General features: G+C 52.3%; 20 protein-coding genes. 1 reads left to right on the forward strand and 19 read right to left on the reverse strand.

The features are described 5' to 3' along the window. Nucleotides 1–12: 12 nt before the first annotated feature. From EZ315_RS06285 to rplM, 18 genes are all read right to left on the reverse strand, one after another. A complete protein-coding gene (locus tag EZ315_RS06285) occupies nt 13–3,237 on the reverse strand; it encodes a SusC/RagA family TonB-linked outer membrane protein (protein ID WP_135471328.1) in 3,225 nt (1,074 codons plus the stop codon). A 166-nt stretch (nt 3,238–3,403) separates the two neighbouring features. Then, nucleotides 3,404–4,849, reverse strand: a complete 1,446-nt coding sequence (locus EZ315_RS06290; RefSeq protein WP_135471329.1) for a helix-turn-helix domain-containing protein — start codon at nt 4,847–4,849, stop codon at nt 3,404–3,406. A 369-nt stretch (nt 4,850–5,218) separates the two neighbouring features. Further along, entirely contained in the window at nt 5,219–6,427 is a 1,209-nt protein-coding gene (locus EZ315_RS06295) for a bifunctional 3,4-dihydroxy-2-butanone-4-phosphate synthase/GTP cyclohydrolase II (RefSeq protein WP_135471330.1), read from the reverse strand. Continuing rightward, entirely contained in the window at nt 6,408–8,330 is a 1,923-nt protein-coding gene (locus tag EZ315_RS06300; protein ID WP_170957481.1) for an LptF/LptG family permease, read from the reverse strand. Before EZ315_RS06300 ends, EZ315_RS06295 begins: the two co-directional genes overlap by 20 nt. A 116-nt stretch (nt 8,331–8,446) precedes the next feature. Next, entirely contained in the window at nt 8,447–8,941 is a 495-nt protein-coding gene (locus EZ315_RS06305; protein ID WP_135471331.1) for an OmpH/Skp family outer membrane protein, read from the reverse strand. A gap of 104 nt (nt 8,942–9,045) precedes the next feature. Then, nucleotides 9,046–9,561, reverse strand: coding sequence for an OmpH/Skp family outer membrane protein (locus tag EZ315_RS06310; RefSeq protein ID WP_135471332.1), 516 nt, complete (start codon nt 9,559–9,561; stop codon nt 9,046–9,048). Nucleotides 9,562–9,639: 78 nt separating this feature from the next. Next, a complete protein-coding gene (locus tag EZ315_RS06315; protein WP_135471333.1) occupies nt 9,640–12,282 on the reverse strand; it encodes a BamA/OMP85 family outer membrane protein in 2,643 nt (880 codons plus the stop codon). An 11-nt stretch (nt 12,283–12,293) separates the two neighbouring features. Further along, nucleotides 12,294–13,037: an isoprenyl transferase gene (locus EZ315_RS06320; protein ID WP_135471334.1), complete on the reverse strand. Its 744-nt coding sequence runs from the start codon at nt 13,035–13,037 to the stop codon at nt 12,294–12,296. Between the two features lie 4 nt (nt 13,038–13,041). Continuing rightward, nucleotides 13,042–13,680: a type IX secretion system protein PorG gene (gene porG, locus EZ315_RS06325; protein ID WP_170957482.1), complete on the reverse strand. Its 639-nt coding sequence runs from the start codon at nt 13,678–13,680 to the stop codon at nt 13,042–13,044. 65 nt (nt 13,681–13,745) lie between these two features. Beyond that, a complete protein-coding gene (locus EZ315_RS06330; protein WP_135471336.1) occupies nt 13,746–15,278 on the reverse strand; it encodes a DUF6242 domain-containing protein in 1,533 nt (510 codons plus the stop codon). 125 nt (nt 15,279–15,403) lie between these two features. Next, on the reverse strand, nt 15,404–16,465 hold the full coding sequence (gene leuB, locus EZ315_RS06335) for a 3-isopropylmalate dehydrogenase (RefSeq protein WP_135471337.1): 1,062 nt from the start codon (nt 16,463–16,465) through the stop codon (nt 15,404–15,406). 42 nt (nt 16,466–16,507) lie between these two features. Next, entirely contained in the window at nt 16,508–17,101 is a 594-nt protein-coding gene (gene leuD / locus EZ315_RS06340) for a 3-isopropylmalate dehydratase small subunit (RefSeq protein WP_135471338.1), read from the reverse strand. Nucleotides 17,102–17,117: 16 nt separating this feature from the next. Further along, nucleotides 17,118–18,512, reverse strand: coding sequence for a 3-isopropylmalate dehydratase large subunit (leuC, locus tag EZ315_RS06345; protein WP_135471339.1), 1,395 nt, complete (start codon nt 18,510–18,512; stop codon nt 17,118–17,120). Between the two features lie 42 nt (nt 18,513–18,554). After that, nucleotides 18,555–20,051: a 2-isopropylmalate synthase gene (locus EZ315_RS06350; protein ID WP_135471340.1), complete on the reverse strand. Its 1,497-nt coding sequence runs from the start codon at nt 20,049–20,051 to the stop codon at nt 18,555–18,557. A 185-nt stretch (nt 20,052–20,236) separates the two neighbouring features. Then, a complete protein-coding gene (tsf, locus tag EZ315_RS06355; protein WP_135471341.1) occupies nt 20,237–21,229 on the reverse strand; it encodes a translation elongation factor Ts in 993 nt (330 codons plus the stop codon). Nucleotides 21,230–21,303: 74 nt separating this feature from the next. Further along, the gene (gene rpsB / locus EZ315_RS06360) at nt 21,304–22,146 is read right to left on the reverse strand and encodes a 30S ribosomal protein S2 (RefSeq protein WP_135471342.1); all 843 of its coding nucleotides are present in this window, start codon (nt 22,144–22,146) and stop codon (nt 21,304–21,306) included. Nucleotides 22,147–22,280: 134 nt separating this feature from the next. Beyond that, complete coding sequence (gene rpsI, locus EZ315_RS06365) at nt 22,281–22,667, reverse strand: 30S ribosomal protein S9 (protein ID WP_135471343.1); 387 nt, start codon at nt 22,665–22,667, stop codon at nt 22,281–22,283. A gap of 7 nt (nt 22,668–22,674) precedes the next feature. Beyond that, nucleotides 22,675–23,154 (reverse strand): 50S ribosomal protein L13, encoded by a 480-nt coding sequence (gene rplM / locus EZ315_RS06370; protein WP_135471344.1) that lies wholly within the window; start codon nt 23,152–23,154, stop codon nt 22,675–22,677. A 425-nt stretch (nt 23,155–23,579) separates the two neighbouring features. Here rplM and EZ315_RS06375 point away from each other — a divergent pair, with 425 nt between their 5' ends. Next, nucleotides 23,580–24,518 (forward strand): YitT family protein, encoded by a 939-nt coding sequence (locus EZ315_RS06375; protein ID WP_170957483.1) that lies wholly within the window; start codon nt 23,580–23,582, stop codon nt 24,516–24,518. Nucleotides 24,519–24,611: 93 nt separating this feature from the next. On the opposite strand, the gene EZ315_RS06380 is transcribed toward EZ315_RS06375, so the two are convergent. Further along, nucleotides 24,612–25,799 carry an aminotransferase class I/II-fold pyridoxal phosphate-dependent enzyme gene (locus EZ315_RS06380; RefSeq protein ID WP_135471346.1) on the reverse strand — a complete coding sequence of 396 codons (1,188 nt, stop codon included), beginning with the start codon at nt 25,797–25,799 and terminating at the stop codon, nt 24,612–24,614. Between the last annotated feature and the right edge of the window lie 78 nt (nt 25,800–25,877).

A 25,877-nucleotide genomic window follows, 5' to 3' on the forward strand; every position in this document is an offset into this window, starting at 1 on the left:
GAGGTTGTCAGGTCAGAAATTTAGGTTCAGTGATACCATGTAGGTAGGTCTCTCATATCCTCCGAGAGTGAATTTAGCAGCCTTTGTCTTGGCAAATGTAGCGATGTTTTCCACTCCGAGCATTATGCGAGCATCTTTGGCGTAGAATCCGGAGCATAATTGGCGGGGGAGTCTATAGGAGAGGGAGATGTTGCGCAGACGCAGATTAGATGCGTCCTTTATTACTGCTGACGAGCGGTTGTACAGGTCCATGTTGCAGTATAGATCAGGATTCTCTGATGCCACATAGCGTGGCACATCGGTGAAAGCTTCGTCGCCGGGCTTTTTCCACCGGTCGGAGTAGTTGAACTGGGTGCAGCGTATCTTATGCCCTCCCTCAAACAGCATCAGTGCTGAAAGGGTGAGGTCGCGCCAACGCAGGTTGGTGGATAGGGAGCCACTGTAGGTGGGTGTATAGCTGCCGAGATATACGATATCGTCGATGGATGTAGGGGTGTTCTTTGTGCATATGTTGCCGGCGGCATCATAGACCTGCGGAAGCCCTTCTGCTGAGAGTCCTGCCCATTGGTAGCCGTACATGGCTGTGAACGGAAGTCCTGTGCGCGGGAAATCCTCGGGATAATCGAGCTGAAGTACGTACATGGGGGCTTTGACCTCTACTGTGCCTACCTCGGAGTGGTTGTATCCGATGACTCCCTGCATGGACCATGACCATTCGTTGCCTTGTATGATATTGCCGCTTATGTTCATTTCAAAACCGCGGTTGGTCATCTCACCGTTGTTGATAACATTGGTTGTGGAGCCTTGTCCCTCTACCGAGATGCCGTTGGCTGATGACATAAGGTCGGAGCCTTTTTTATTGTAGTATTCTACGGATCCGTTCAGACGGTTGGAGAACATTGCGAAATCAATTCCGATATTTGTGGTAGTTGTCTTTTCCCATCGCAATTTAGGATTGGGGCGGGCACTAATGGTGCCTTGTGTGCCTCCGACTCCCGGATGGGTGTTGGTCCCGTAGGAGGCTACTGTGTAAGGCCACTGGTTCTTGGCGATGTTGCCGCCGATGCCGTGGGAAAGGCGCAGCTTAAGCATATTTATCCATGAAGGATTGAAGAAATTCTCCTGGTCGATGCGCCATGCCGCGCCTGCCGACCATATGGGTTTGCCCTGGTATTTGCTGCTTGTGCCATAGAGGTTGGTGCGGTCAGTACGGATGGAGCCGTTGATCATGTAACGGTCATTGAAGGTGTAGGCAATGTTGCCGTAGAAGGATATGAAACGGTTGGTGAGCTCATTGACGCTGGAAAAGTCGTTGGCTGAGATCCATGGGCGTCCGAAGATCGCTCCTGACATTGACTGGATCGCGGACTGGTCGACAACGGTCCATTGCAGCAGGTCGTCGTCATATCCGTAGAGAGTGTTGCTCTCAAACCTTATGCGAGAGTGGCGCATTTCAAAACCGGCTATCGCTGTAAGGTCGTGGATGTCGGCAAATGTCTTGTTGAAGTCAAGCTGGTTGCGGAAATTATATGCGCGCTGATTGTTGGTGAGATGTTCGTAGATATCTCCGTAAGGGAGGTTGTATATGGTGTTTATGCCGTCGGATGATGAGGCGAAATTGTTGATCTTGTTGCGTACCGCGTAAGTCTCTTTTTCACGTATCTGTTTATGCTCGAAATTGCCGAATTCATATTGGAACTGGGATGTGAACCGTAGCCAGTCGGTGATCCGGAAGTTGAGGCGTGCGTAGATGCGTGTGAGCAGGTCACCGTCGGTGATATTGGAGCGGCCAAGCTCGTCCATCGGGTCGATGTCCTCGCTGTAAAGACCGTGCTTGTTGATGGCTTCGAGGCGAGATGAGTCGAGCCTGTCCTCCTGGCTGCTCACTATTGTGGAGCCGTCCTCGTTGTATAAGCTCATATAGGGGGCTATATTGAATCCGGGGGAGGACAATGAATATCCGGCTGTCTGCTTGTTGGAGTAATTGACATAGGCCCCGAGGTCGAGTGATGCCCATTTTGTCATGTTCAGAGAATTGCGCAGAGAGATGTCGACACCTTCATTGAATGAGTGTTTTGAGTTGAGGTTGTCCCTGTGGTAAGCGATTGTGCCGACGAAGCTGTTGCGGTCGTTGGCTGAGGAAACGGACAGGTTGTAACGCTGGGTGGTGGCATCACGCATCTCTATGCCGTCAGCCTCGTCGTAGTATCTGTAGCCCTGGCTGGACCAGTTGTCGAGCATGCTGTCGAGCTGCTGTTGGGTGATGGAGCCTGCATAACGCTGGTATATAGCTTTTTGATGTGGTAGAAGATTGGAGGAATTTTTAAGCATTGTGGAGGCGTAACCTGCGGCTTCCGCATTGTGGAAATTAGGGTTTTGGGCTATCCACTCCCGGGCGGCATCGATCTCATCCTTGGAGCTGGAGCCGTAGGTCCAGTCACGCTTGTAAGGCTTGATTGAGAATGTTGCGGAAGCGGATATGTTGATTTGTCCTTCCTTGGCTTTCTTTGTGGTGATGACTATGACTCCGTTGGCGGCTCGTGCTCCGTAGATTGATGTCGCGGCGGCATCCTTGAGCACTGTTATGCTTTCGATGTCATCGATGTTTATGTCAGGCACAGATTCGGAGAAACCTCCTCCGGCATAGGTGACTTCTGTGCGTTCCACCGGGAATCCGTCAATAACATACAAGGGTGTTGTCACACCTTTCATTGATGTAACTCCTCGTATTCTGCCGTCGGTGTAGCCTGCCACATGCCCTTCGAGCATGTCGTCCACTGATGATATGCGTTGCGCTTCAAGCTGCTTGCGGTCCACTTTGGCGAATGATCCGGTGGCACGCTCTTTGGATATTGTCTGATAGCCTGTGACCACTACTTCGCTGAGGGCTTCGGCGTTTGGGGCAAGCTCGATTTTGTAGTCGTTTTTTCCGGGTGTCAATGCTATCGTCTTTTTATGATAGCCGATGAAGTGGACTTCTATCTCTTTGACATCAGGATGGTTGATGCGCAGAGAGAAATGTCCGTTGATGTCGGTTGCCACCATTGCTTTGGAATCGGTGGCCTGTACCGGGACTTCACTGACAGTGGCTCCGGCAATTGGGTCGCCAAGCTCGTCGAGGACTATGCCTGAGATTTCTCGCGTGTTTTGTGCATTTACAGTCATCAGCAATGCAGTGACGGCTAATGAGAGGAGCGAAACGATGCGACGGGATGATAAGTCGGACAGTAGTTTCATGATGTGTGTAATGATTGGTTGATTGGACTGTGGCAAATTAAGTGTTTTTTATTTGAATTCTGACATATAGTTCTGTACAATTACGGCAAAATTGCTGTAATTGTATATACTGAGGTGCAAAAAGTGAATAAAAAGCAGGCAGGGATTAGTGAGGGCTGACGGTATGTTATTTCCGTTTGTTGCTCTGATTACGGAATGAAGCCGGAGTCATGCCGGTGCAGGCGTTGAACTGGGAGTAGAATGTGGTCATGGAATTGAATCCCAGCATGTCGGCGAGGTCCTTGAGAGATGTGGGGTCGGCAGGGTCGGAAAGACGGCGCACAGCTTCTTTGATGCGGAGTGAGTTGATGTAGCGGGTGAAGGTCATTCCGTAACGTTCGTTCACAAGGCGGGATATGTATGTGCGGTTGGTCCCGAGCATGCGTGCGATCTTTTCCTTGGTAATAAGATTGTCGGTGTACACTGCCGGATCGAGCATAAGAGCGTCGAAACGTGCCGTGAGGTCTCTCAGGCGTTCTGCGGAAAGTGGTGTGACGTTTGCTGATGCGTTCTGCTCGGACGCTTCGCTTTCGTATTCATGGGATGTCTCGGGTCCGTGGGATGAACTGATGAGCTTTTCTTCAAGATGGCGTATTGTCTCGCGCAGGCGGTTCTCTTCGTGGGCCGATTCGGTAGCCTGTGCCACAATGGCTCTGTAAAGTAGGTTTTTGCGACGGTACATAACGACAGTCGAGGTCAATACTACGAGGATTATCACTACTGCCGCTATGAGAATGTTTACTATGTTCTGTTTCTCGATTAGTTGAATATGTTGCCGCGCGATGTCGTTCTCTGCACGTTCGAGGTCGTATTTGGCGCGCAGTTCTTCTATGGCATCTGTGTTTATCGCGTTGCTTAGGATTGTGCTCTCGCGTTTTGCCTGAGCTTTGAGTATGGCTGCTTTGTCATTGTTGCCGAGCTTGTGGTGTATGTCTGCCATTTTCCCTATGATTTCGGGTCGGGAGATGAACAGGATGCCTTCTACGGTGTTGCTGAGGGCCGAATCAAGAAGTTCCAGGGCTTTGATATGGTCGCCTTTGCCATTGCTTATGTCGGAGAGTGCGGCGTATGCCCTTGCACGGTCGGAATCGATATCGGCAGAGTTGGCTATTACTCTGTGGAAACAGTCCTTTGCGCCGACCATATCTCCCTGATGGTACAGCACATTCCCATAGGTGTTGTAAAGATTGCCGTAGTCGGAGAGCCCTTTTGTGTTGTGTATATACTCTGCTTCGCGGATGTATTTGAGTGCAAGACGGTCGTCGTTGTCGAGCAGATAGAAGTATGACATGACGATGGCTCCGAAGTAGGAGAGATAATCGTCGGATGTGCGGTGACCGTAGTCGTAACATTCCCGGGCGTATCTTAGTCCTGTCGCGTCCTTGCAGATGTAGTACATCAGTGCCACATTGGCGAGCAGCAGCGAATTGAGCCGTTCATCCTCTCCGCGCTTGGCTGCATCGATCCCTTTGAAGAAGTATTTCAATGCACCCTGGTAGTCTCGCTCGATGTTGGTGCTGAGTATTCCCATGCCGTTGTATACTGAAGCAAGACCGGTGTCGTAGTTGACCATATGGCATAGGCTTTCGGCTTTTCTGAGGCATGCATATGCCTTCTGGGCACTGTCGGAGAAGATTGATGCCTGTCCGAGAATGATGTTGCCGTGTATCCGGTAGTATGGGTCGGTGATATGTTGCTCTTCGACAATTTCGAGTATCTTTGTGCCGATTGCTCGTGCTGTCGGAAAGTCCTGTCGGTAGAGGGCGTCGCCACCTTCTCTGATAAGGGAGTCCGCAGGGGTGGTGGGTGAAGATTGAGGATCGGAGGGTTGAGAGGAAGAAATGCCGCAAGCCGCGACCGCTGTGAATAATATGAGTATCCACAGGGCACGGATGGGGTTGTATTTATGATGGAGAGACGTGATGATGGTACAGGTGTGGGATTAGATATGCAGTTTGTGGCCCATGCGCTGCTGCTTGGTGAGCATGTAGCGGCGGTTGTAGGGGTTGACCGGTATTTCCATCGGCACGTTCTCGATGACTTCCAGTCCGAATCCTTCGAGACCTTTGCGCTTGATGGGGTTGTTGGTGATGAGGCGCATCTTCTGAATGTTGAGAAGGCGGAGTATCTGTGCTCCGACGCCGTAGTCGCGCTCGTCGGCCTTATGGCCCAGGTGGAGGTTGGCGTCCACTGTGTCGAGCCCTTCCTCCTGGAGTTTGTAGGCTCTGATTTTCTCCATCAGACCTATGCCTCTGCCTTCCTGGTTGAGGTAGAGTATGGCTCCCCTTCCTTCTTTTTCGATCATCTCCATTGCCTTGTGGAGCTGCTCTCCGCAGTCGCATCGCATCGACCCGAATATGTCGCCTGTGGCGCAGGATGAGTGGACGCGCACGAGCACCGGGGTGTCGGCTGAGAGCTCTCCTTTTATGAGGGCGATGTGTTCAAGTCCGTTGCTTTTCTGGCGGAATGGGATGAGGCGGAAGTGGCCGTAGGCTGTGGGCATGTCGACCTCGACCCCTTGCTCAACGAGCGATTCGGTGCGTAGACGGTAGGCGATGAGGTCGCGGATCGACACGAGTTTCAGTCCCCATTTGTCGGCTTTCTTGCGTAGCTGCGGCAGGCGTGCCATTGTTCCGTCCTCATTGAGTATCTCGATGAGCGAGGCTGCGGGGTATAGTCCGGCAAGGCGTGCGAGATCGATGGAGGCTTCGGTGTGTCCGGGGCGGCGGAGCACTCCTGCGTCCTGGGCGTAGAGAGGGTGTATGTGTCCAGGTCTGCCGAAGTCCTCGGGTTTTACCGTTGGGTCGGCAAGGGCGCGGATTGTTGCGGCCCTGTCGTGGGCGGATACGCCTGTGGTGCATCCGGGGAGGAGATCGGCTGTGACGGTGAATGGGGTGCCGAGCATCGATGTGTTGTCATCGACCTGGTATCCGAGCTTGAGTTCTTTGCAGCGTGAGATGGTGATGGGGGCACACAGCTCGCCGCGGGCGTTGGTGATCATGAAATTGACATGCTCGGGTGTGACCTTTTCGGCTGCGATTATGAGGTCGCCCTCGTTTTCGCGGTCCTCGTCGTCGACAACGATCACAAACTTGCCTTCGCGGAGATCGGCGAGAGCTTCTTCAATGGTGTCAAGCTTTATCTGTTCCATTTTCGATGAGTGTTATGAGTTGGGATGATACTTTGCTCACGGTGTCCAGGTCATGGCGAAGCTGTTTCTGGGTGTATCTGCCGTAGAGCCATATGGGTATCCCGATGGGGAAGAGTGCTATCATTATGTTGCTGAGCCATCGGTTGGATGACGGTTCGATGAACCACAGCGAGCGCAGTATAGGCATATCCATGAGCCTTATTATCACCATCTTGTCGCGTGAGTTGGATAGGCGTTCCACTATGCTTTCCTCGTAGTCGCGGATGGCGTGGAGGCTGTCGCGGTCGTATCCTTTGCGCCAGTAGGATATGTAGGACTGTGATGGCGGATTGTCAGCGAGGAATCCGGCTACCATATCCTTGAGCCGGTTGAGCCGCTCCAGGGCTATTGCCGGGCGCACCTCCTCCATGACTATTTCCTTCATTTCCACAGAGCGGGTCTCGCTCACTCCGAAGAAGCGACGGAAGAAGTTGAGATAGGCATCCTTGTTGAACACTGCCGAGTCGTTTACTGCCTTGTAGGTGAAGAATATTCCTAATGGCAACAGGACGGCGGCACTGAGCCACATCCCTTGCCATACGGGCCACTTGCCGTCGCGGGCGAGCTTGTAGCCCATGTTGTCGATGATATAGTAGAATATGAACAGGAATACCGATATGACGAGCGGTGTGCCGAGACCTCCTTTGCGGATTATGGCTCCGAGCGGTGCTCCGATGAAGAAGAATATGATGCAGGCGAAGGAGAGGGTGAATTTCTTCATCAGCTCAATGGAGTGGCGGCGTATGGTGCGGGTGTCGTCGGCCATGGTGAGACTGCGGTATTCGTACTCCTGCTTGTTGCGCTGCGATTTGGCGAGAGCCGTCTGAAGATAGTTTATGCCTACACCCGACGATGAGCCTCGGAACACGGAGTCGACATCCATCGCCCGCGCCATTTTCACGGATGGGTTAGGGGTTCTGATGCGGGTTCCTGTTGTATCGGAGGAGATGCGATAGGGCATTATATTCATGTGGGGGGTCTCGCGCAGGGAATTGGAATATTCCATGCCGAGCGAGTCGACACGTTGCTGCACGGAGTCGATCGTTGCTCTCAGTTCTGCCATGTTCTTTCCCACATACTGGTTGCGCATACCCTGCTCGTCCATTCGGTTGAAGTTGGAGTCGAATGTCACCATTATCTCTTTCACGTCGAATGTTTCACGCCGGTATGGGACGTTCTTCATGCCTGTGGCTGCGTCTTTGAGGTTCTCGAACGATTCTCCGCTCCACAGTTCGAGAAAGAGGTGGGTCTTGTCGGCCGTGAAGCTCATCTTTCCTGAGTCGGCAAGGATGATAGAGGAGTTCTCGAATCCGCGTGACACGTCGTAGATCATCATGTCGTAGAGCACGCCTGTGTCGCGGTTCTTATGTTCTATGAAGAGGTTGTAGCCCGGTATCTGGTCGTAGAACACGCCTTCAGGGATCTCCAGTTCGGGTGATTTCTGCCTTACGGAGTAGAGGAGGGTGTACATCTTGGTCTGCGCGATGGGGAGCACGTTGTTCTGGAAGAAGAATGCTCCAGCGGCTATCAGCACCATCAGCACGATGAGCGGAGCCATTGTGCGCAACAGAGATATGCCGGATGCTTTCATCGCCGTTAGCTCGAAGTTCTCGCCGAGGTTGCCGAATATCATGAGCGAAGCCAGGAGTATGGCGAGCGGGAGAGCCATCGGCACCATGGTGAGTGCGGCGTAGAAGAACAGTTCGGATATGACGTCGACCCCGAGGCCCTTGCCTACGAGGTCGTCGATGTAACGCCACAGAAATTGCATAAGCACGATGAACAGGCATATACAGAACGTCATCACAAACAGAGGCAGGAAGCTCTGCAGGATGAAGGTGTCCATACGCTTGATACGTATCATCGCAATTTTCTTAGGATTAAATGATGGGGTTTATCAGAGCGACACATGGCCGCCCGGTTGAGGAGCGACCATGCGCGTTGGATTGTCAATTTTTTTCAAGTGGATGTCACTTGTGATTATTTGATTCCGAGACGGGTCTTTACAGTGGGGGTGATGTCGGTGACATCAGTTCCGACATAGACGGGCACCATGTTCTCGAATACGAAAGTGTAGTTGCCCTCGGCTCCTATAGCCTGGATGGCCTTTACCACCTTTTCCTGAACAGGAGCCATGAGCTGCTGCTGCTGACGCTGTATGTCCTGTACGGCTGTCTCACGGAACTGCTGGATCTTGCCTTCGAGCTCCTGCATCTCCTGCATGCGACGCTCCTTGATGGTCTGGGGGGTGCTTTCCTCAAGAGCCTGGAATTCTTCGTATTTCTTCTGGAATTCCTCCTGGAGCTTGCTGAACTCGTCCTGATATTTCTTGTTGGCTGCTTCGAGCTGCTCGTTTATTGTCTTTATTTCAGGCATTGCCTGCATGAGCTCCTGAGTGTTGATGACAGCAAATTTCTGAGCAAATACGCTCATAGGAAGCGCAATCATGATTGCGAGCAACAGTTTCTTGATCATTGTTGTATTGTGGTGTTATATGTTTATACTTGTCTTTTTTATGTTCTTCCGGATTTTGAAATCAGGACATGTGTCCTTTAACAAACGGTGCAAAGATAGTTAAATTATTTTGAAAAACCTAACTTTTCGAGCACCTCATTGGATACGTCGATACGCGGGGAGGCGAAGATGATATCGGCTGATGACGCGCGGTCGAAGATGCATTGGTAGCCGCGCTCCTCGCTTACTTTCTTTATGGCATTGTAGACATCCTCCTGAATGGGTCGCATGAGTGTCTGGCGTTTCTTGTAGAGTTCGCCTTCAGGTCCGAAATATTTCTGTCGCAGTTCGGCAGCTTTTTTCTCCTTTGCCACGATCTCCGACTCTTTCTTTTTCTTCTGTTCGTCGGTCAGGAACACCATCTCGTTCTGATAGTTCTTGTACATGGTCTCGGCTTCTTTAGCCACAGCCTCGACCTCTTTCTGCCAACGCTGAGAGAGCTGGTTGAGCTGTTCGTTTGCCATTTCATAGTTGGGGATGCTCGATAGGATGTAGTCCATGTCGACGAGAGCAAACTTCTGAGCGTTTGCGCCGAGTATGCTGCCAAGGGCTATGACGAGTGTGAAGAGAAATTTTTTCATGACTTTAAACTTAGTGATATACTTTAAAGACGTTTGACTCAGCTAAAAGTTTAATTGAACGAATCAAGCGTGGGTGGATTAGAATTCCTGTCCGAGTATGAAGTGGAAGTGAGAGCCACCCTTTTCGCCGTATACTTTGTCGAAACCGTAAGCCCAGTCGATACCCATCATACCTACCATCGGGAGGAAGATGCGGACACCGACACCTGCGGAACGTTTGATGTCAAACGGCTGGAACTTCTTGATGTCGCTCCATGCGTTACCTCCTTCAAGGAATGTCAGACCGTAGATGGTAGTGGTGGGCTGTAGCATGAAGGGGAAGTGGAGTTCGACTCCGAAGCGGGTGTAGGCGCGTCCGCCGCCCTCATAGTAGGGGGTGAGCTGACCGTTGTCGTAACCGCGAAGGGCGATTGTCTCCTGGGCATAGGTGTATGAGCCTGACATGCCGTCGCCACCCACATAGAATGTCTCGAACGGTGACTTGAGGTAGCGGTTGTAGCTTCCGAGAAGTCCGATGTCGGCACGAGTCATCAGCACAAGGGTGTATTTGCCTTCAGGGTTGGTGAGCGGGGTGTAGGTGCGTGAGTTGAACCGCAGCTTCCAGTATTCGATCCAGCGGTATAGTTCGCGGTGGGCTGCATCGGTGTTCTCCTCCGATAGCTTCTTCCAGTCCTTCTTGCCGAAGAGTGATGCGGGGGGGGTCATCTGAAGGTTGAGCGAGAAGGTTGATCCGGTACGTGTGTACTGCGGGTTGTCGATAGAGTTGCGGCTGAGTGTGAGACCGAGCACAAGTGAATTGGAGGTGCCGTTCTGCATGTTGAGAAGGTAAGCCCAGTTCTTCACATGATACCAGTTGTAGCCTATTTCGGCCTGGAATGTGAACCAGTCGTCAGGCCAGTCGAGACGCTTGCCGAAGCCTACGTTCACGCCGAGCATCTGAAGATACTTGTTGGGGTCGTAGGCGTTCTCTATGGCGTTGTTGTAGTAGTCGTTGTAACCGTAGCCATAGTTGTTGTACATGCCACCGTAATATGAATTGTAATAGTTGTTCATGTAACGGTTGTTGTAGTAAGAGGAGTTGACTCCTGTCTGACGGCTGTAGTATGCCGACACGGAGAGGGAGTTGGGGCGTTTACCTCCGAACCATGGGTCAAGGAAAGATATCGAGTATGCCTGATAGTAGCGGGCATTGGTCTGAGCGGAGATAGTGAACTGCTGACCCTCGCCCTGCGGGATAAGCCCGCGGTAGGAGTTGGGGTAGAAGAGGTTCTTTATAGAGAAGTTGGTGAACTTTATGGCAACCTTTCCGATGATACCGGTCTGACCCCATCCCATGGAGAATTCAAACTGGTCGTTGGACTTGGATGCAAGGTTGAAGAGGATATCCACGGTGCCGTCCTCATCGTTAGGCTCGGGGCGGATGTCCATGTTCTCAGGATCGAAGTGTCCGGTCTGGGCGATTTCGCGGGCAGAGCGCATGAGGTCGGTCTTTGAGAAGAGTTCTCCGGGCTTTACACGCAGCTCGCGACGTATCACTTTTTCGTAGAGACGGTCGTTGCCGTTGATCACCACATTGTTGATGCGTGCCTGCGGGCCCTCCATGATGCGCATCTCCAGGTCGATGGAGTCGCCGTGGACGTTCTTTTCGATAGGAACGAGCTGGAAGAATAGATAACCCTTATCCATGTAGTAGTTGGATACGGCATCCTCGTCGCCATCGGCGGCTGTGCGCTTGTTGATGAGCTTCTGGTTGTACACATCACCTTTCTGCATCCCGAGGATATTGTCGAGGATGTAGGTGGGATATACGGTGTTGCCTACCCATGACACATTGTTGAGGTAGTATTTCTTTCCTTCATCAAGGGTGATGTAGACGTCGACAGTCTTGTCGTCGAATGGGACAACGGAGTCACTGAGAATTGTGGCGTCGCGATAGCCTTTTTCGTTGTATTTTGCGATGATGCGCTCAAGGTCGTCCTCATAATCGCTTTCGACAAACTTCTTCTGCTTGAAAAGGTTGATGAGCTTGCCTTTCTCGTTGGTCTTTTTCATGGCGCGCTGCACCTGATTGTCGGAGAGCACTTCATTGCCGTCGATGTAGATCTTGTGGACCTTGACCTTGTCGTGTTTCTTGACGTTGATGTTGACTATCACCTCGTTGGGAGCTGACAGGTCCTCGGCGAGATCGATTTTTACCTGAGCCTTGCCGAAGCCCTTGTTGCTATAGTACTTCTGGATGATCTGCTCGGCGCGGTTCACGATGTTCTGGGTGATCTGGTTGCCTCGATGGAGCTGTAGAGCGTCATCAAGATCCTTCTGTTCACCCTTCTTCACGCCTGAGTACACTATCGATGATATGCGCGGCTGCTGGCGCAGGTTGAAGCATAGCCAAGCCTTGTTGCCTGCCACTTTGTCGACAGTGATCTTTACGTTGGAGAACAGACCCTGTTTCCACAGGCGTTTGGCGGCATCGGTGATGTCGCTGCCGGGTATCTGTACGTAGTCGCCGAGTTTCAGCCCTGAGTATCCTATGATGTTCTTTTCTTCATAGTTGTCGGCTCCGACTATGCGGATTCCGGCTATTTCATAGGTCTTGGGCAGACCGCTGAATATCACAGTGGGATTGACTATGGTGTCGGAGGCGAGCTGAGCCCGCGAAGGGAGCGCGCAACAGATTATTGCTACGAGCAATGTGATGATATGTGACAGATTGGTACGCATACAGTATATCGCTATTTTATCTGGGCAGATGTGAGGCCGAAGCGGCGTTCACGGTTCTGATAGTTGGCTATTGCTGTGAAGAAGTCCTCGCGTGAGAAGTCGGGCCAGAATGTGTCGGTGACATATATCTCGGCATAGGCTATCTGCCAAAGGAGATAGTTGCTGACACGGTGGTCCCCGCCGGTGCGAATCAGCAGGTCGGGGTCGGGCATTGAGGCTGTGGTGAGATATTGCTCGAAGTCGGCATCGGCAGCCATGGATTCAGGTGACTTTCTGCCTTCCTTCACATCGGTGGCAAACCTGCGGCATGCCTCCAGTATTTCCCATCGTGATGAGTAGCTGAGAGCCAATGTGAGGGTGAGCCCTGAGCATGCGGCGGTGTCGGCGATGCATCGGTCGAGACGTTCGCGTGCCTCGGCAGGGAGGCGGTTTACGTCGCCTATCATTCTGAGGCGCACATTGTTCTTTATGAGGTCGGGGGTCTCGCGCTCGATGGCTATGACGATCAGATGCATCAGTGCGTCGACTTCGGCTTTGGGGCGGTTCCAGTTCTCGGTTGAGAATGTGTAGAGCGTGAGATATTCGATGCCTGTCTCGGACGCGGCCTCGGTGATGCGTCGTACGGTTTTTACTCCTTCGACATGACCTGCGCTACGGTCGAGTCCGCGGGATGTGGCCCAACGGCCGTTGCCGTCCATGATGACAGCCACGTGACGCGGGAGACGTGAGGTATCGATTTCAGCTATATTCGCCATTGTTTCAGTCTAAACGGTGGCACTCTATGCACCGCTCGCCAAACTCGTAGGAGACGGACAGTAGCAGAGTGGAGTACCAGTCAGTATTCTTTATAAATGAGCTTTTTATGAGGTAAAGATCGGAGAGAGAAGCCCCATCGGCATGGTCGCCTATGACCTTGGTCATGGCGAACTCCAGGGAGAGGTTGAGCCGGGGACGCACCTTGTATTTCACGCCAAATGCCATTGGTATCGTCATTGCCGTGAAAGTGCTGCCATCGCTTGAAGCCGTTGACACACCTACTCCGAGAGCGAGGTAGGGTGAGAGGCGTTTCAGCTGTTTGTAGGGCTCTCCTGTTCCGTAGTTGAAGAGGTTGAACTCTCCGCGGGCCTGGATGTCGCAGAGGGTTGAACTGAAGTCGTAGACAGCACCTCCGGGGAGAGCGTTTTCCATGTCGGCGGTTGATCCGCTGAGGGATGCTACGTTCACCAGTCCGCGTATGGCGAAGCGGGTGTTCAGCAGGTAGCGGAAAGATGCATTGGCGGCAAATCCTGGATGGGAGAGCAGGTTGCTTTCGTTGGCATCTCCGAGGTAGCCTGACATGCCTATCCCTGCGCCGAGGTCGAACCTGTAGGTCTCGGGCTGCGCTGTGGCTTGTGCCACGCTTGCGGGCGCGACACTCCATAGACAGAAAAAGGCTATTAAGGATGTCAGGTGTCGGATATCCACTAATATATTGGCTTGAATGTGAATCGGTTGATGACTCCTCGGGTTACTCCGGGGATCAGGCTTCCGTCAGCAGCGGTGCCTCCGAACAGGAATATGTAGGGGCATTCCCATGATGTGACAGGCTTGTCGATACGCGATGCCATGCCTGAGTTGCGGTCGAGCGGAGTCGCCCATGCGGGGATTCCGTTGACAGGTATGTCTGCCCAGTTTCCTCCTGCCGATGAGCGAGAGGAGAGGGTGTAGTCAATCACAAGAGCCTGAGCCATGCTGAAAGCAGGATATGAAGAGGGGAATTGCAGATAGGTGTCCGCTTCTTTCCATGTGATGCCGAAGTCGTAGGATATGTAGACGTGCTTGGCTGTCACTTTGCCGTTCTCGTTCTCGTAATAGCCACCCATAGCGAGCAGAGCCGACTGGTTGGTGACTCTCCAGCTGTTGGCGGCGATGCGCGGTGTGAGATAGGGGAGGAGTGTGACTCCTGCACGTTCGTCAATGCCGGTGGTGCTCACGCGGTCCCATATTGTTCCGTCATATGCCCAGGCTTCGCCGGTGTATCGTCCGGCACTGTCCTGTCCGCCTATCATGATTGCCATGGAGTTGTCGCTCCACTTTGTCTCGTAGATCACCAGCTGGCTTGTGCCTTTCACCGGGCATCCTGCGGGAAGAGCACGCTCGGCTGAGGCAGGATAGGATACCTGTTTCCATGTGTTTCCGTCTTTTCGTGCTCCAAGCAGAGTGGTTCCATATCCACCGTAAACACAGTCCATTACAGCTGATGTCGCTGACCATGTGAGACCATCGGTGGATGTGTAAAGATGGCCTTGAGCATCGGTTATGTAGAGCGCGTCGGTGGTGGCGGCAAATGAATTGATGTCGGCACCTGAGGGGAGCGACGGGATGACCGTGGACCAGCTTTCTATTTCAGGGCTTGAGGTGGTGCAGAGATAGAAAGTGCCGTCGGTGCCTTCAAGCATAGTGTGAGGCTTGTCGGCATACATCACGGTCTTCTGTGCCCGGGCGGATTTTGGGAAATCCACTCTCTGAAGCTGATCCCAGTAGAGGGTGTCGCTGACCATTGTATGCACGTTTACACGGATGTTGTATTTGAGCTTAGCCTGTCCGTTATAGGATGTCACAGTCATTTCCACAGGACCGTCGGAGAAGTTGATGCTGTCGCCCGGGTGTTCTGTGAGATTGACAGTTGTGTCGCGCTTGGATACAAGAGCCTTGTAAGTAACCTCAATGGAACTTGCAGCTACCGCATTCACGTTTACCACAAGTTTTCTGATATCGGTGCCCTTTGGCAGAGAGTCGGCGTTGTAGATCTCGGCATTGATAAGGTCAATGGAGAAAAACACCGAGTCGAGTGCCCGGAGCACACTGTCGTCCTTTGACAGACTGAATGATGAGATGCTACAATTGTAGTAGTCTCCTTCAAGGACTGCCATATCGGAGGTGTCGTCGTTACAGCCCGCTGTGAAACAGGATATCAGCAGAGCTATAGTCAGGTATAATGGGAATCTTTTTGTCATAATGTAATGAGCGTGGTGTCTCAGTGAGACCTACAGTTGTTTTCAAGTTGCAAAGTTAGCAACATTTTCGTTAACTAAGCCACCTCAATAGTAAAAAAAACAAAAAGTTCCACTGTTGCATGATTTTAATGGTTTCGGATATAGTCGACTATCCACGCACCCACTTCGCGGGTGCCGTAGAATGGACCGTCGGGAATCTGGATTTCGGGCGTGCGGACATTGGCGTCGAGGGCGGCGTTTACAGCCTGCCTGATCGCCGCGCCCTCCTCAGTGAGGCAGAAGTGCTCGAACAGCATTGCAACTGAGAGGATCTGTGCGATGGGGTTAGCGATGTTTTTCCCTTTGGCTTGTGGCCAGGAGCCGTGTATGGGTTCGAATACTGGTGTCTTTTCGCCTGTGGATGCTGACGGAAGAAGCCCCATGGAGCCTGATATGACGGAGCCTTCGTCGGTGAGGATGTCACCGAAGGTGTTTTCGGTCACAATCACGTCGAAGAAGCGTGGGTCCTGGATCATACGCATGGCGGCATTGTCGACATACATGTAGTCGGTCGTGATGTCGGGATATTGCGGAGCCATCTCCTGAGCCACTTTTCGCCAGAGGCGGGAGGATGCGAGCACGTTTGCCTTGTCGACAACCGTCAGGTGCTTGCGCCGGCGTCCGGCATAGGCATAGGCGACACGGAGTATGCGTTCGATCTCGTTGCGTGTGTAGGCATTGGTGTCGTAGGCGCGGTCGTCTCTTTCGAATTTCTCGCCGAAATACATACCTCCGGTAAGTTCGCGTATACATACGAAATCGGCACCCTCGATGATCTCCTTGCGCAGCGGTGACATATGGATCAGGCAATCGAAGGTCTCGACCGGGCGGATGTTGGCGAACAGCCCGAGTTTTTTTCTCATTGCGAGAAGCCCCTGTTCGGGTCGCACTTTGGCAGTGGGGTCGTTGTCAAATCTTGGATCGCCCACCGCGGAAAAGAGCACCGCATCGGCCCACAGGCATGTACGGAAGGTCTCTTCGGGGAAAGGGTCGCCTGTCCTGTCAATGGCGTCGGCTCCGCAGAGAGCGTAGCTGTATTCAACATCATGTCCGAATCGCTCACATACTGCCGACATCACATCGACGCCCTGAGCCGAGATTTCCGGTCCGATACCGTCGCCGGGGAGAACTGCTATCTTGAAATTCATATTGTATGCTTGTTGTGTTCTATTATATACTGGGGATTTGTGCTAAGATTGTCGCTGTGACTCGAAACGCTCGATGTCGGCTCGCCTGGATAGGAGGTATTCTATATCATCAAGTCCCTCGATGAAGCATTGTTTTTTGTAGGGGTTGATATCGAAATGTTCAGTTCGCCCGGAGGAGAGATTGGTTATTGTCTGAGCAGGCAGGTCGACTTTTACCTGTGCCGCATGGTCGGAGGATATTGTGGCGAAGAGCTCGGCGAGGAAATCATCACTTACGGTGACCGGGAGCACGAAGCAGTTGAGCTCGTTCTGCTTATGTATGTCGGCAAAGAAGCTTGACACGACTACGCGGAATCCGTAATCGTGGATTGCCCACGCGGCGTGCTCGCGCGACGAGCCCGAGCCGAAATTCTTCCCTGCCACGAGTATGCATCCTGAATAGGTGGGGTCGTTGAGCACGAATGAGCCTATGGGATTTCCGTCCTTGTCGAAACGCCAGTCGCGAAACAGGTTGTCGCCGAATCCTTCACGGGAAGTGGCTTTGAGAAACCGGGCGGGGATTATCTGATCGGTGTCGACATTCTCGATAGGGAGCGGGATGCAGGTTGATGTTATGGTGGTGAATTTTTCTTTCATCGCATGAATGGTTGGATTAAAGGGTGCGAGGGTCGGTGATCTTTCCTGTGACGGCTGCTGCGGCTGCTACCAGAGGTCCGGCAAGAATGGTCCGTGCTCCGGGACCTTGGCGGCCTTCGAAATTGCGGTTGGAGGTGGATACGGCGAGTTTTCCCGCAGGAATCTTGTCATCGTTCATCGCGAGGCATGCGGAGCATCCCGGCTGACGCAGTTCGAACCCCGCTTCTTCAAGGATGATGTCAATGCCCTCTTCACGTATCTGCCTGTCGACGCTCCATGAGCCGGGTACGAGCCAGGCTGTGACTCCGGGTGCCTTTTTCTTGCCTTTCACATATCCGGCAAATGCTCGGAAATCCTCTATGCGTCCGTTGGTGCATGAGCCGAGAAACACGTAGTCGACCGGAGTTCCTATGAGATATTCGCCGGTGCGGAATCCCATGTATGAGAGGGATTTGTCGTAGGATATCCTTCCTTGTTCATCCTCCGGCTGCGGAGCGGGAATACGTTCGGTGATTCCTATCCCCATGCCGGGATTGGTGCCGAAGGTGATACGCGGCTCTATGTCGGCTGCATTGAAGTGTATCTCAGAGTCAAAGACTGCGCCATCGTCGGTGGGGAGAGTGCGCCAATATGCCAGAGCCTTGTCCCATTCTTCACCTTTAGGGGCGAACTCACGTCCTTTGACGTAGGCGAAAGTGGTCTCGTCGGGGGCTATCATGCCTCCGCGTGCACCCATTTCGATCGACATGTTGCATAGGGTCATGCGTTCCTCCATGGATAATGAGCGGATGGCTTCGCCGGCATATTCCACGAAGTATCCTGTGGCTCCTCCTGTGGTCATTCGGGCTATTATGTAAAGAGCTATGTCCTTTGCTGTAACTCCGGATGAGAGTTTCCCGTCGACAGTGATGCGCATTTTCAGTGGTTTCGTCTGTATGATGCATTGTGATGCGAGTACCATTTCCACCTCGCTTGTTCCTATGCCGAATGCCAAGGCTCCGAGAGCTCCGTGGGTGGAGGTATGGGAGTCGCCGCATACGAGGGTCTGTCCCGGAAGGGTGAGCCCGTTTTCAGGTCCTATCACATGGGTTATACCGTTTTTGGGATGCATAAGTCCGAAAAGAGTCAGGCCGAATTCGGATGCGTTTCTGACGAGGGTGTCTACCTGGTTGCGGGACACAGGATCGGTTATCGGTAGGTCCTGGTGCCTGGTGGGGATGTTGTGGTCGGGAGAACATACGGTGCGTTCGGGGCGCATTACTTTTATGCCGCGCCGGCGCAGACCGTCGAATGCCTGGGGGCTTGTTACTTCGTGGCAGTAATGGCGGTCGATATACAGCAGGTCGGGTCCGTCGGGTATGTGGCTGACCACATGAGCGTCCCATATCTTGTCGAAAAGAGTCTTTGGCATGGTTGGCGGAGGTGTGTGGTGAAAGGGTGTAGGGCAGGGTTGTTATCTCACGAATTTGTTGATGGCGTCGATGAACGCTTCGGCACTGGCTGCTACGATATCGGTGTTGGCTGAGAATCCGTAGTAGGACACGCCTTCGTGCTCGACAGTCATGTGCACTTTGCCCACATCGTTGCTCCCCTTGTTGATTGCCTGGATGAGAAATTCCTTGAGGAGCATTTTGCGATGGATGATGTTTTTGATTGCCGAGAGAGCGGCGTCGACCGGGCCGTTGCCAGATGCGCATGCTTCGAACTTCTCTCCGGCAATGTCAAGCCCGACACTTGCCACAGAGTGTACTTTGATGCCTGATGTGACTTGCAGGAAGTCGAGTTTGATGCGTGAGGATGCCTTGCGGTGCTGTCCGGCTATCATCAGCACGTCATCATCGTTGATCTCTTTCTTTCGGTCGGCAAGTTGCAGGAATGCTTCGTAGGCTTTGTCGAGTTCTCCGGATGAGAGTTCACATCCGAGGACGTGCAGACGGTGTTTGAGGGCGGCACGTCCGCTGCGGGCTGTGAGCACGATTGAATTCTCGTCGATGCCGACATCCTTGGGGTCGATGATCTCGTAGCTTTCGCGGTTCTTAAGTACACCGTCCTGATGTATGCCCGAAGAGTGGGCGAAAGCGTTGCGCCCTACTATAGCTTTGTTGGGCTGTACCGGCATGTTCATGAGGCTCGATACCATGCTGCTTATGCCTGTTATGCGTGTGGCGTTTATGTCGGTGTCGATGCCGAGTTCCTTATGGGAGCGGAATGTCATAACCACTTCCTCAAGGGCTGTGTTGCCTGCGCGTTCGCCTATGCCGTTGATTGTGACCTCGGCTTGCCGGGCTCCGTTTATGATACCTGATACTGTATTGGCTGTAGCCATGCCGAGGTCGTTGTGACAGTGGGTGGCGATTATCACCTTGTCAATGCCGTCGACATGATCGAAGAGGTATTTTATTTTAGCCCCGAATTCCGAGGGGAGGCAGTAACCGGTGGTGTCGGGGATGTTGATGACGGTCGCGCCTGCCTTGATTACAGCCTCGACCACTCTTGCGAGGTACTCGTTGTCGGTGCGTCCTGCGTCCTCGGCGTAGAACTGAACATCCTCGACGTATCTCTTGGCGTATGCTACTGCGGCGACTGCCCGCTCAAGTATCTCTTCACGTGTGGAATTGAATTTGTATCTTATGTGCGGATCGGAAGTCCCGATGCCTGTATGGATTCGGGGATGCTTGGCGTAGCGAAGCGCGTCGGCTGCTACGCGTATGTCGTTCTCTACAGCTCTTGTGAGGGCACATATTGTGGGCCATGTCACAGCCTTGGATATTTCTACCACTGAATTGAAGTCACCGGGACTTGATACCGGAAATCCGGCTTCGATAACATCGACTCCGAGGCTCTCAAGGGCTTTTGCCACTTCAATCTTTTCTACAGTGTTCAACTGGCATCCGGGCACCTGCTCGCCGTCACGGAGTGTGGTGTCAAAAATGTATAATTTGTCGCTCATAAGCTAAATATTTACCTATTGAGCTACAAATTTACAAATTTTTCATATAATACGCTAATTTACTTATGATTTTTAATCCAGGATGCTGTATTGATTTAATTCAGGAATACAAGGGACGCCGCTTTGCGGAATTTCCACAAAGCGGCGTCCTTATGAAGGATGTTAAACTATCCTGCTATGTATGCTTAATCCTCGTTGAGGTTTACACGCTTGAAGTCAACAACCACGAGTCCCTTCTGAGAGTTGTCAAGGAACTGGCCCACAGTGAGCTTGCTGTCCTGAACATACTCCTGTTCCATAAGGCATGATTCCTTGAAGAACTTGTTGAGACGACCGTTGGCGATGTTCTGGATCATAGCTTCGGGGAGGTTGGCTGCCTTAGCCTCGGCTGTAGCTGCCATGATCTCGCGGCCCTTGGCTGCATCCTCTTCTGTGATCCAACCCTTTGAGATGTTGGATTCGATGTGGTCCTCGGTATCGAAGTGGTTGGGGTTGAGACCTGCTTTCTTGAGAGCAGCCTCAACTGCCTTGCGAACCTGCTCCTGCTTGGTCTTTTCGATGGCTACGCTGATCTCTGCGTCGATTGTTGCCTGGGGCACATCGTTGCGTGATACAGCCACAGGGTTCATCGAAGCGATCTGCATGCACACTTCGCGGCCGATCTGAGGATCTACGCCCTCAAGGTTGAAGCCTACGATAGCAGCGAGCTTGTTGTTGAAGTGGTTGTAAGCGGCGGTGGTGGGAGCCTCTACTACAGAGTAGGCACCGATCTCGGTCTTTTCGCCTGTCTTTCCGCTCTCCTCGGTGATGAGGTCGGCAACGGTCTGTCCGTCAACAGTGAATGCCTTGAGCTCTTCAACAGTCTTGAACTTGTTAGCCATAACGAGGTCCATGAGTTTGTTGGCGAGGCCAACGAAACCAGCGTTCTTGGCAACGAAGTCAGTCTCACAGTTGAGGGCGAGCACTGCTGCGAAGTTTCCGTCGTTCTTGGCGATAACGACACCCTCAGAAGCCTGACGGTCCTCACGCTTAGCGGCTACTGCCTGACCTTTTTTACGGAGGATTTCAACGGCTGCCTCGATGTCGCCGTCGGTTTCGGCGAGGGCTTTTTTGCAGTCCATCAGGCCGGCACTTGTGAGGTTGCGCAGCTTGGTGATTTCTGCCATTGTAACTGCCATAATTATATGATGTTTTGGTAGTTTAAAAAAAATAGGGATGATTTTATCTCTCGGAGTAGTCCTGGCAATGAGGATTACTCGGCAACCTCAGCTACAGGAGCCTCAGCTGTTTCTTCACTTGCGGGAGCTTCAGCAGAATCGGCGCGACGGTTTACGCGGCGGCGAGAACCTTCACGACGTGCAGCAGCCTCACCGTTCTCGGAAGCAGCCTTTTCGTCGGCCTTCTCTACCTTGCGCTCTGCAAGACCTTCGTTGATAGCCTCGCATACGGTTGAGAGGATGAGGTCGATTGACTTGGATGCATCGTCGTTGGCGGGGATGATGTAGTCAACGTCGTTGGGGTTGGAGTTGGTGTCGACGATAGCGAATACAGGTATGCCGAGACGGTTGGCCTCTGCTACGGCGATGTGCTCCTTGGCAACGTCCACTACGAAGAGAGCGGAGGGAAGACGGTTGAGGTCAGCGATAGAGCCGAGGTTCTTCTCAAGCTTGGCGCGCTGACGAGTGATCTGAAGCTTCTCACGCTTTGAGAGGTTGTCGAATGTGCCGTCCTTGGTCATCTTGTCGATGGAAGCCATCTTCTTCACAGCCTTGCGGATTGTGGGGAAGTTGGTGAGCATACCGCCGGGCCAGCGTTCGATAACGTAGGGCATGCCTATGCTCTGAGCCTTCTCGGCGATGATTTCCTTAGCCTGCTTCTTGGTGGCAACGAAGAGAATCTTCTTGCCGCTCTTTGCGAAGTTGCGGAGCACATTGGCTGCTTCTTCGAGCTTGGCCTGGGTCTTATAGAGGTCGATGATGTGGATACCGTTGCGCTCCATAAAGATGTAAGGAGCCATTGCAGGATTCCATTTTCTTTTCATGTGGCCAAAATGGCAGCCTGCTTCGAGGAGTTGATCGAAATTTGGAGTTGACATATTGTTGTCGTTGGATGTTGTTTACGTTCTGTGAAATTTACAACCTTGGAGTAGGGAACGTGTCCATCTCCGGGGTTTAGATGCTAAACACTATTTATGCTATGCGCAATTCAGCAGTTCTGAGCGTGATAATATTAACGCTTTGAGAACTGGAAACGCTTGCGAGCCTTGGGACGACCTGGCTTCTTGCGTTCTACGACGCGAGGGTCGCGGGTCATGAAGCCTTCTACGCGGAGCGCGTGCTTGTCCTCGGGGTTGATCTTCACGAGGGCGCGTGCGATGGCGAGACGGAGAGCCTCGGCCTGTCCTTTGTAGCCGCCACCGTCGAGGTTGACATGGATGTCATACTTTTCGGTTGACTCAAGGGTGATCAGGGGCTGCTTCACGATGTACTGGAGGATTGAAGAGGGGAAGTATACGTCGAGGGGACGCTTGTTGATGGTGATTTGGCCGTTGCCTTCCTTAACAATCACGCGGGCCACGGCGGCCTTGCGGCGGCCTACTGCATTAACTGATTCCATTCTTCAATTATTTGATTTTGTTAATATCGATGACTTCGGGGTTCTGAGCCTCGTGGGGATGGTTAGGTCCGTTGTACACGTGCATGTTCTCGATGATGCGACGTCCGAGACGGTTCTTGGGGAGCATGCCTTTTACCACCTTTATAAAGAGGGGATGATAGCCGGGCTTGATGTGCTTGTTGAAGGACTTCTTCATCATGATCTCGGGGGTCGATACACGCTGTCCGCCGGGATAGCCGGTGTAAGAGAGGTACTCGCGGTCGGTCCACTTGTTGCCGGTGAGCTTCACTTTGTCGGCGTTGATGACGATTACGTTGTCACCGCACTCGATGTTGGGTGAGTAGCTGGGCTTGTTCTTGCCGCGGAGAATGAGGGCGATTGTGGCGCAGAGACGACCAAGTACCTGGTCGGTTGCATCGATTACAACCCACTTGTGCTCAACGTTCTGTGCGTTGGGTGTGAGGGTCTTGTAGCTTAAAGTATCCACGTTTTAATGCTTAATTAATAGATAGTTACTGTTTCGACTCGGGTCCGCCTCCGCTCGGCCAAAAGCTCGGGCTTGCCTTGTCAGGGGTTATTAATTGGACATAATCGGACTGCAAAGGTAGTGATTTCCTTTGTATTATCCATGGCTTGTTAACTATTATTAACACTGACCGGGGCTCTCCCTGTATTGATTCTGTTGTGGAGTCGGCTTTTTGGCTGTAGTTGTTCAGAAAAAATTATTCTTCACATTTTGTGCTTTATCTTACGATTTATCACCTTTTTTGACATTTCGATCGTGGACTTGGTTTGAATTATAAACCAAATGCGTGATAATCCGTCCGTTGTGTTGTGGGGATGATGATTAAGATTTTTTTTGCGGATGTGGAATTTTTACATACTTTTGTGCCAAATTTAATAATTCTCATTATGGTCCTTTCAGGAAAAAAACTGTGGATGTCGGCTCGCGACTATGTAATGATAGTTGTGGCGATCTTTATTTTCGGTTTCGGCTTTTCTGCTTTCATCCTTCCGGAGAAGGTGGTGATCGGAGGCGTGACCGGAGTCGGAACCATCGCTTATCTTCTCACCGGTAAGACTTATATGATCGGTCTGACGCAATATGCCATAAACCTTGTCCTTCTCGGTATCGCTTATTTTGTGGTGGGGAAGCAGTTTGTGGTGAAGACCATCTTCGGGGCGACAGTGATTTCGCTTGTGGTCACGATTATGCCACCGTTGTTTGATGGTCCGCTTGTGCCGGGACAGCCGTTCATGAATGTCTGTATCGGAGGTATATTCACCGGGATTGCGCTTGGGCTTGTGTTCGTGCATAACGGCAGCACCGGCGGGACGGATATTGTGGCGGCGATTGTTGCTAAGCGCACCAATGTGACCATAGGCAGGACAATGCTTTTTGTTGACTTTGCGATAATATCGTCGTCCTTTCTTCTCACACATGAAATCGCCAAGGTGCTGTATGGCTTTGTGGTTCTTATCATCACCTCTTATATGGTGGACCTTGTGATCAACACCAACCGTCAGGCGGTGCAGTTTCTTATCATCTCGCCTAACTGGGAGCGTATAGCCACTGCTGTGAATCTTCACGCGCGCAGAGGTGTGACGGTTATGGACGGCATGGGATGGTACACGAAGCATTCTGTGAAGATCCTTCTCATCGTGTGCCGCAAGATAGAGTCGGTGACCATATTCCGTATAGTGAAGAGCATTGATCCTACGGCGTTCATTTCACAGGCGAATGTCAATGGTGTGTATGGTCAGGGCTTCGATGAATTGAAGTTCAAGCGTGATCTTAAGCTCCAGGAGCAGCTTGAGCGTGACAGTGAGGAGGCTGCGCGGATGTCGTAGTAGGCGGACGTGTTCAGACATAAAAAGCCATCGGGCAGATGCGGATTTTCGCGGCTGCCCGATGGCTTTTTCTGTCTATTGTGATGGTTGCTGTTATTTCAGCACTCCATGTTTCTTGAATGTGCGTGTTATGGTCTCAAGAGCGCGGTCCACTTGCTCCACGGAGTGGGTTGCCATGAGGCTGAAGCGGATGAGTGTGTCGGTGGGGGCCACGGCGGGTGATACTACCGGGTTCACGAAGATGCCCTCGTCGAGTAGGTCGCGTGTGATGGCAAATGTCTTGAAGTCATCACGTATGAAAAGCGGGATGATGGGGGTTGATGTGTTGCCGATCTCAAATCCTGCCTGGCGGAATCCGTCGAGAGCATGGTTGGTTAGCTTCCACAGGTTCTCCTGACGCTCGGGCTCTGCCTGCATGATTTCGAGAGCCTTTAGGGCTGCTGCGGTGGATGCAGGTGTGATGCTGGCTGTGAAGATGTAAGAGCGGGAGTGGTGGCGCAGGAAGTTGGTTATTTCCTTGTTGGTCGCAATGAAGCCTCCGAGTGATGCGAACGATTTGGAGAATGTTCCCATTATGAGGTCAACGTCGTCGGCGACACCTTGCTCATGGCACACGCCGCGACCGCCGGGGCCGAACACTCCGATGCCGTGTGCCTCGTCAATCATCACGCTTGCATTATACTGCTTTGCGAGGCGCACAATTTCTTTGACATTGGCTACATCGCCCTCCATGGAGAACACGCTGTCGCTGACAATTAGCTTCACTTTGTCTGGGTCGCATTTCTTGAGCTGTTTCTCAAGCGACTCCATGTCGTTGTGCCTGTATTTGAGCTTTTGGCTGAATGACAGTCTGTGTCCTTCAATTATCGATGCGTGATCTTGTTCATCCCAAAGTATGTAGTCCTCGCGGCCGGTGAGTGTTGACACCACGCCGAGGTTCACTTCAAATCCGGTAGAATAGACCATTACGTCCTCCTTGCCGGTGTATTCGGCGAGCTTGGCTTCAAGTTCCTTATGGATGTCGAGTGTGCCGTTAAGGAATGGCGATCCTGCGCATCCGGTGCCGTATTTGCGTGTGGCGGCTATGGCTGCTTCCTTTATGCGGGGGTCGTTGACGAGTCCGGTGTAGCAGTTTGAGCCGAACATCAGCACTTTTTTTCCATTCATTATCACCTCAGGGTCCTGTTCGCTCGATATGGCCCTGAAGTATGGGTACACACCTGCGGCTTGAGCTTCCTGTGGGGCGGTGTACTTGCTGAGTTTCTCTTGGAGTAAATTCATCGTTGATTCCTGTGACAATATGGTAGCGCGACGCGGTTTGGCTTTACCACTCTGCGCGTTTAGCAGGGGGCAAAGTTA

This window comes from Duncaniella freteri, from assembly GCF_004766125.1.
Lineage (GTDB): Bacteria > Bacteroidota > Bacteroidia > Bacteroidales > Muribaculaceae > Duncaniella > Duncaniella freteri.

Bases quoted from the DNA above. Each gene is read 5' to 3' on its own strand.
- EZ315_RS06285 (WP_135471328.1), bottom strand. From the start codon at position 3,237: ATGAAACTACTGTCCGACTTATCATCCCGTCGCATCGTTTCGCTCCTC.
- EZ315_RS06290 (WP_135471329.1), bottom strand. From the start codon at position 4,849: ATGGTCAACTACGACACCGGTCTTGCTTCAGTATACAACGGCATGGGA.
- EZ315_RS06295 (WP_135471330.1), bottom strand. From the start codon at position 6,427: ATGGAACAGATAAAGCTTGACACCATTGAAGAAGCTCTCGCCGATCTC.
- EZ315_RS06300 (WP_170957481.1), bottom strand. From the start codon at position 8,330: ATGATACGTATCAAGCGTATGGACACCTTCATCCTGCAGAGCTTCCTG.
- EZ315_RS06305 (WP_135471331.1), bottom strand. From the start codon at position 8,941: ATGATCAAGAAACTGTTGCTCGCAATCATGATTGCGCTTCCTATGAGC.
- EZ315_RS06310 (WP_135471332.1), bottom strand. From the start codon at position 9,561: ATGAAAAAATTTCTCTTCACACTCGTCATAGCCCTTGGCAGCATACTC.
- EZ315_RS06315 (WP_135471333.1), bottom strand. From the start codon at position 12,282: ATGCGTACCAATCTGTCACATATCATCACATTGCTCGTAGCAATAATC.
- EZ315_RS06320 (WP_135471334.1), bottom strand. From the start codon at position 13,037: ATGGCGAATATAGCTGAAATCGATACCTCACGTCTCCCGCGTCACGTG.
- EZ315_RS06330 (WP_135471336.1), bottom strand. From the start codon at position 15,278: ATGACAAAAAGATTCCCATTATACCTGACTATAGCTCTGCTGATATCC.
- leuB (WP_135471337.1), bottom strand. From the start codon at position 16,465: ATGAATTTCAAGATAGCAGTTCTCCCCGGCGACGGTATCGGACCGGAA.
- leuD (WP_135471338.1), bottom strand. From the start codon at position 17,101: ATGAAAGAAAAATTCACCACCATAACATCAACCTGCATCCCGCTCCCT.
- leuC (WP_135471339.1), bottom strand. From the start codon at position 18,512: ATGCCAAAGACTCTTTTCGACAAGATATGGGACGCTCATGTGGTCAGC.
- EZ315_RS06350 (WP_135471340.1), bottom strand. From the start codon at position 20,051: ATGAGCGACAAATTATACATTTTTGACACCACACTCCGTGACGGCGAG.
- tsf (WP_135471341.1), bottom strand. From the start codon at position 21,229: ATGGCAGTTACAATGGCAGAAATCACCAAGCTGCGCAACCTCACAAGT.
- rpsB (WP_135471342.1), bottom strand. From the start codon at position 22,146: ATGTCAACTCCAAATTTCGATCAACTCCTCGAAGCAGGCTGCCATTTT.
- rpsI (WP_135471343.1), bottom strand. From the start codon at position 22,667: ATGGAATCAGTTAATGCAGTAGGCCGCCGCAAGGCCGCCGTGGCCCGC.
- EZ315_RS06375 (WP_170957483.1), top strand. From the start codon at position 23,580: ATGGTCCTTTCAGGAAAAAAACTGTGGATGTCGGCTCGCGACTATGTA.
- EZ315_RS06380 (WP_135471346.1), bottom strand. From the start codon at position 25,799: ATGAATTTACTCCAAGAGAAACTCAGCAAGTACACCGCCCCACAGGAA.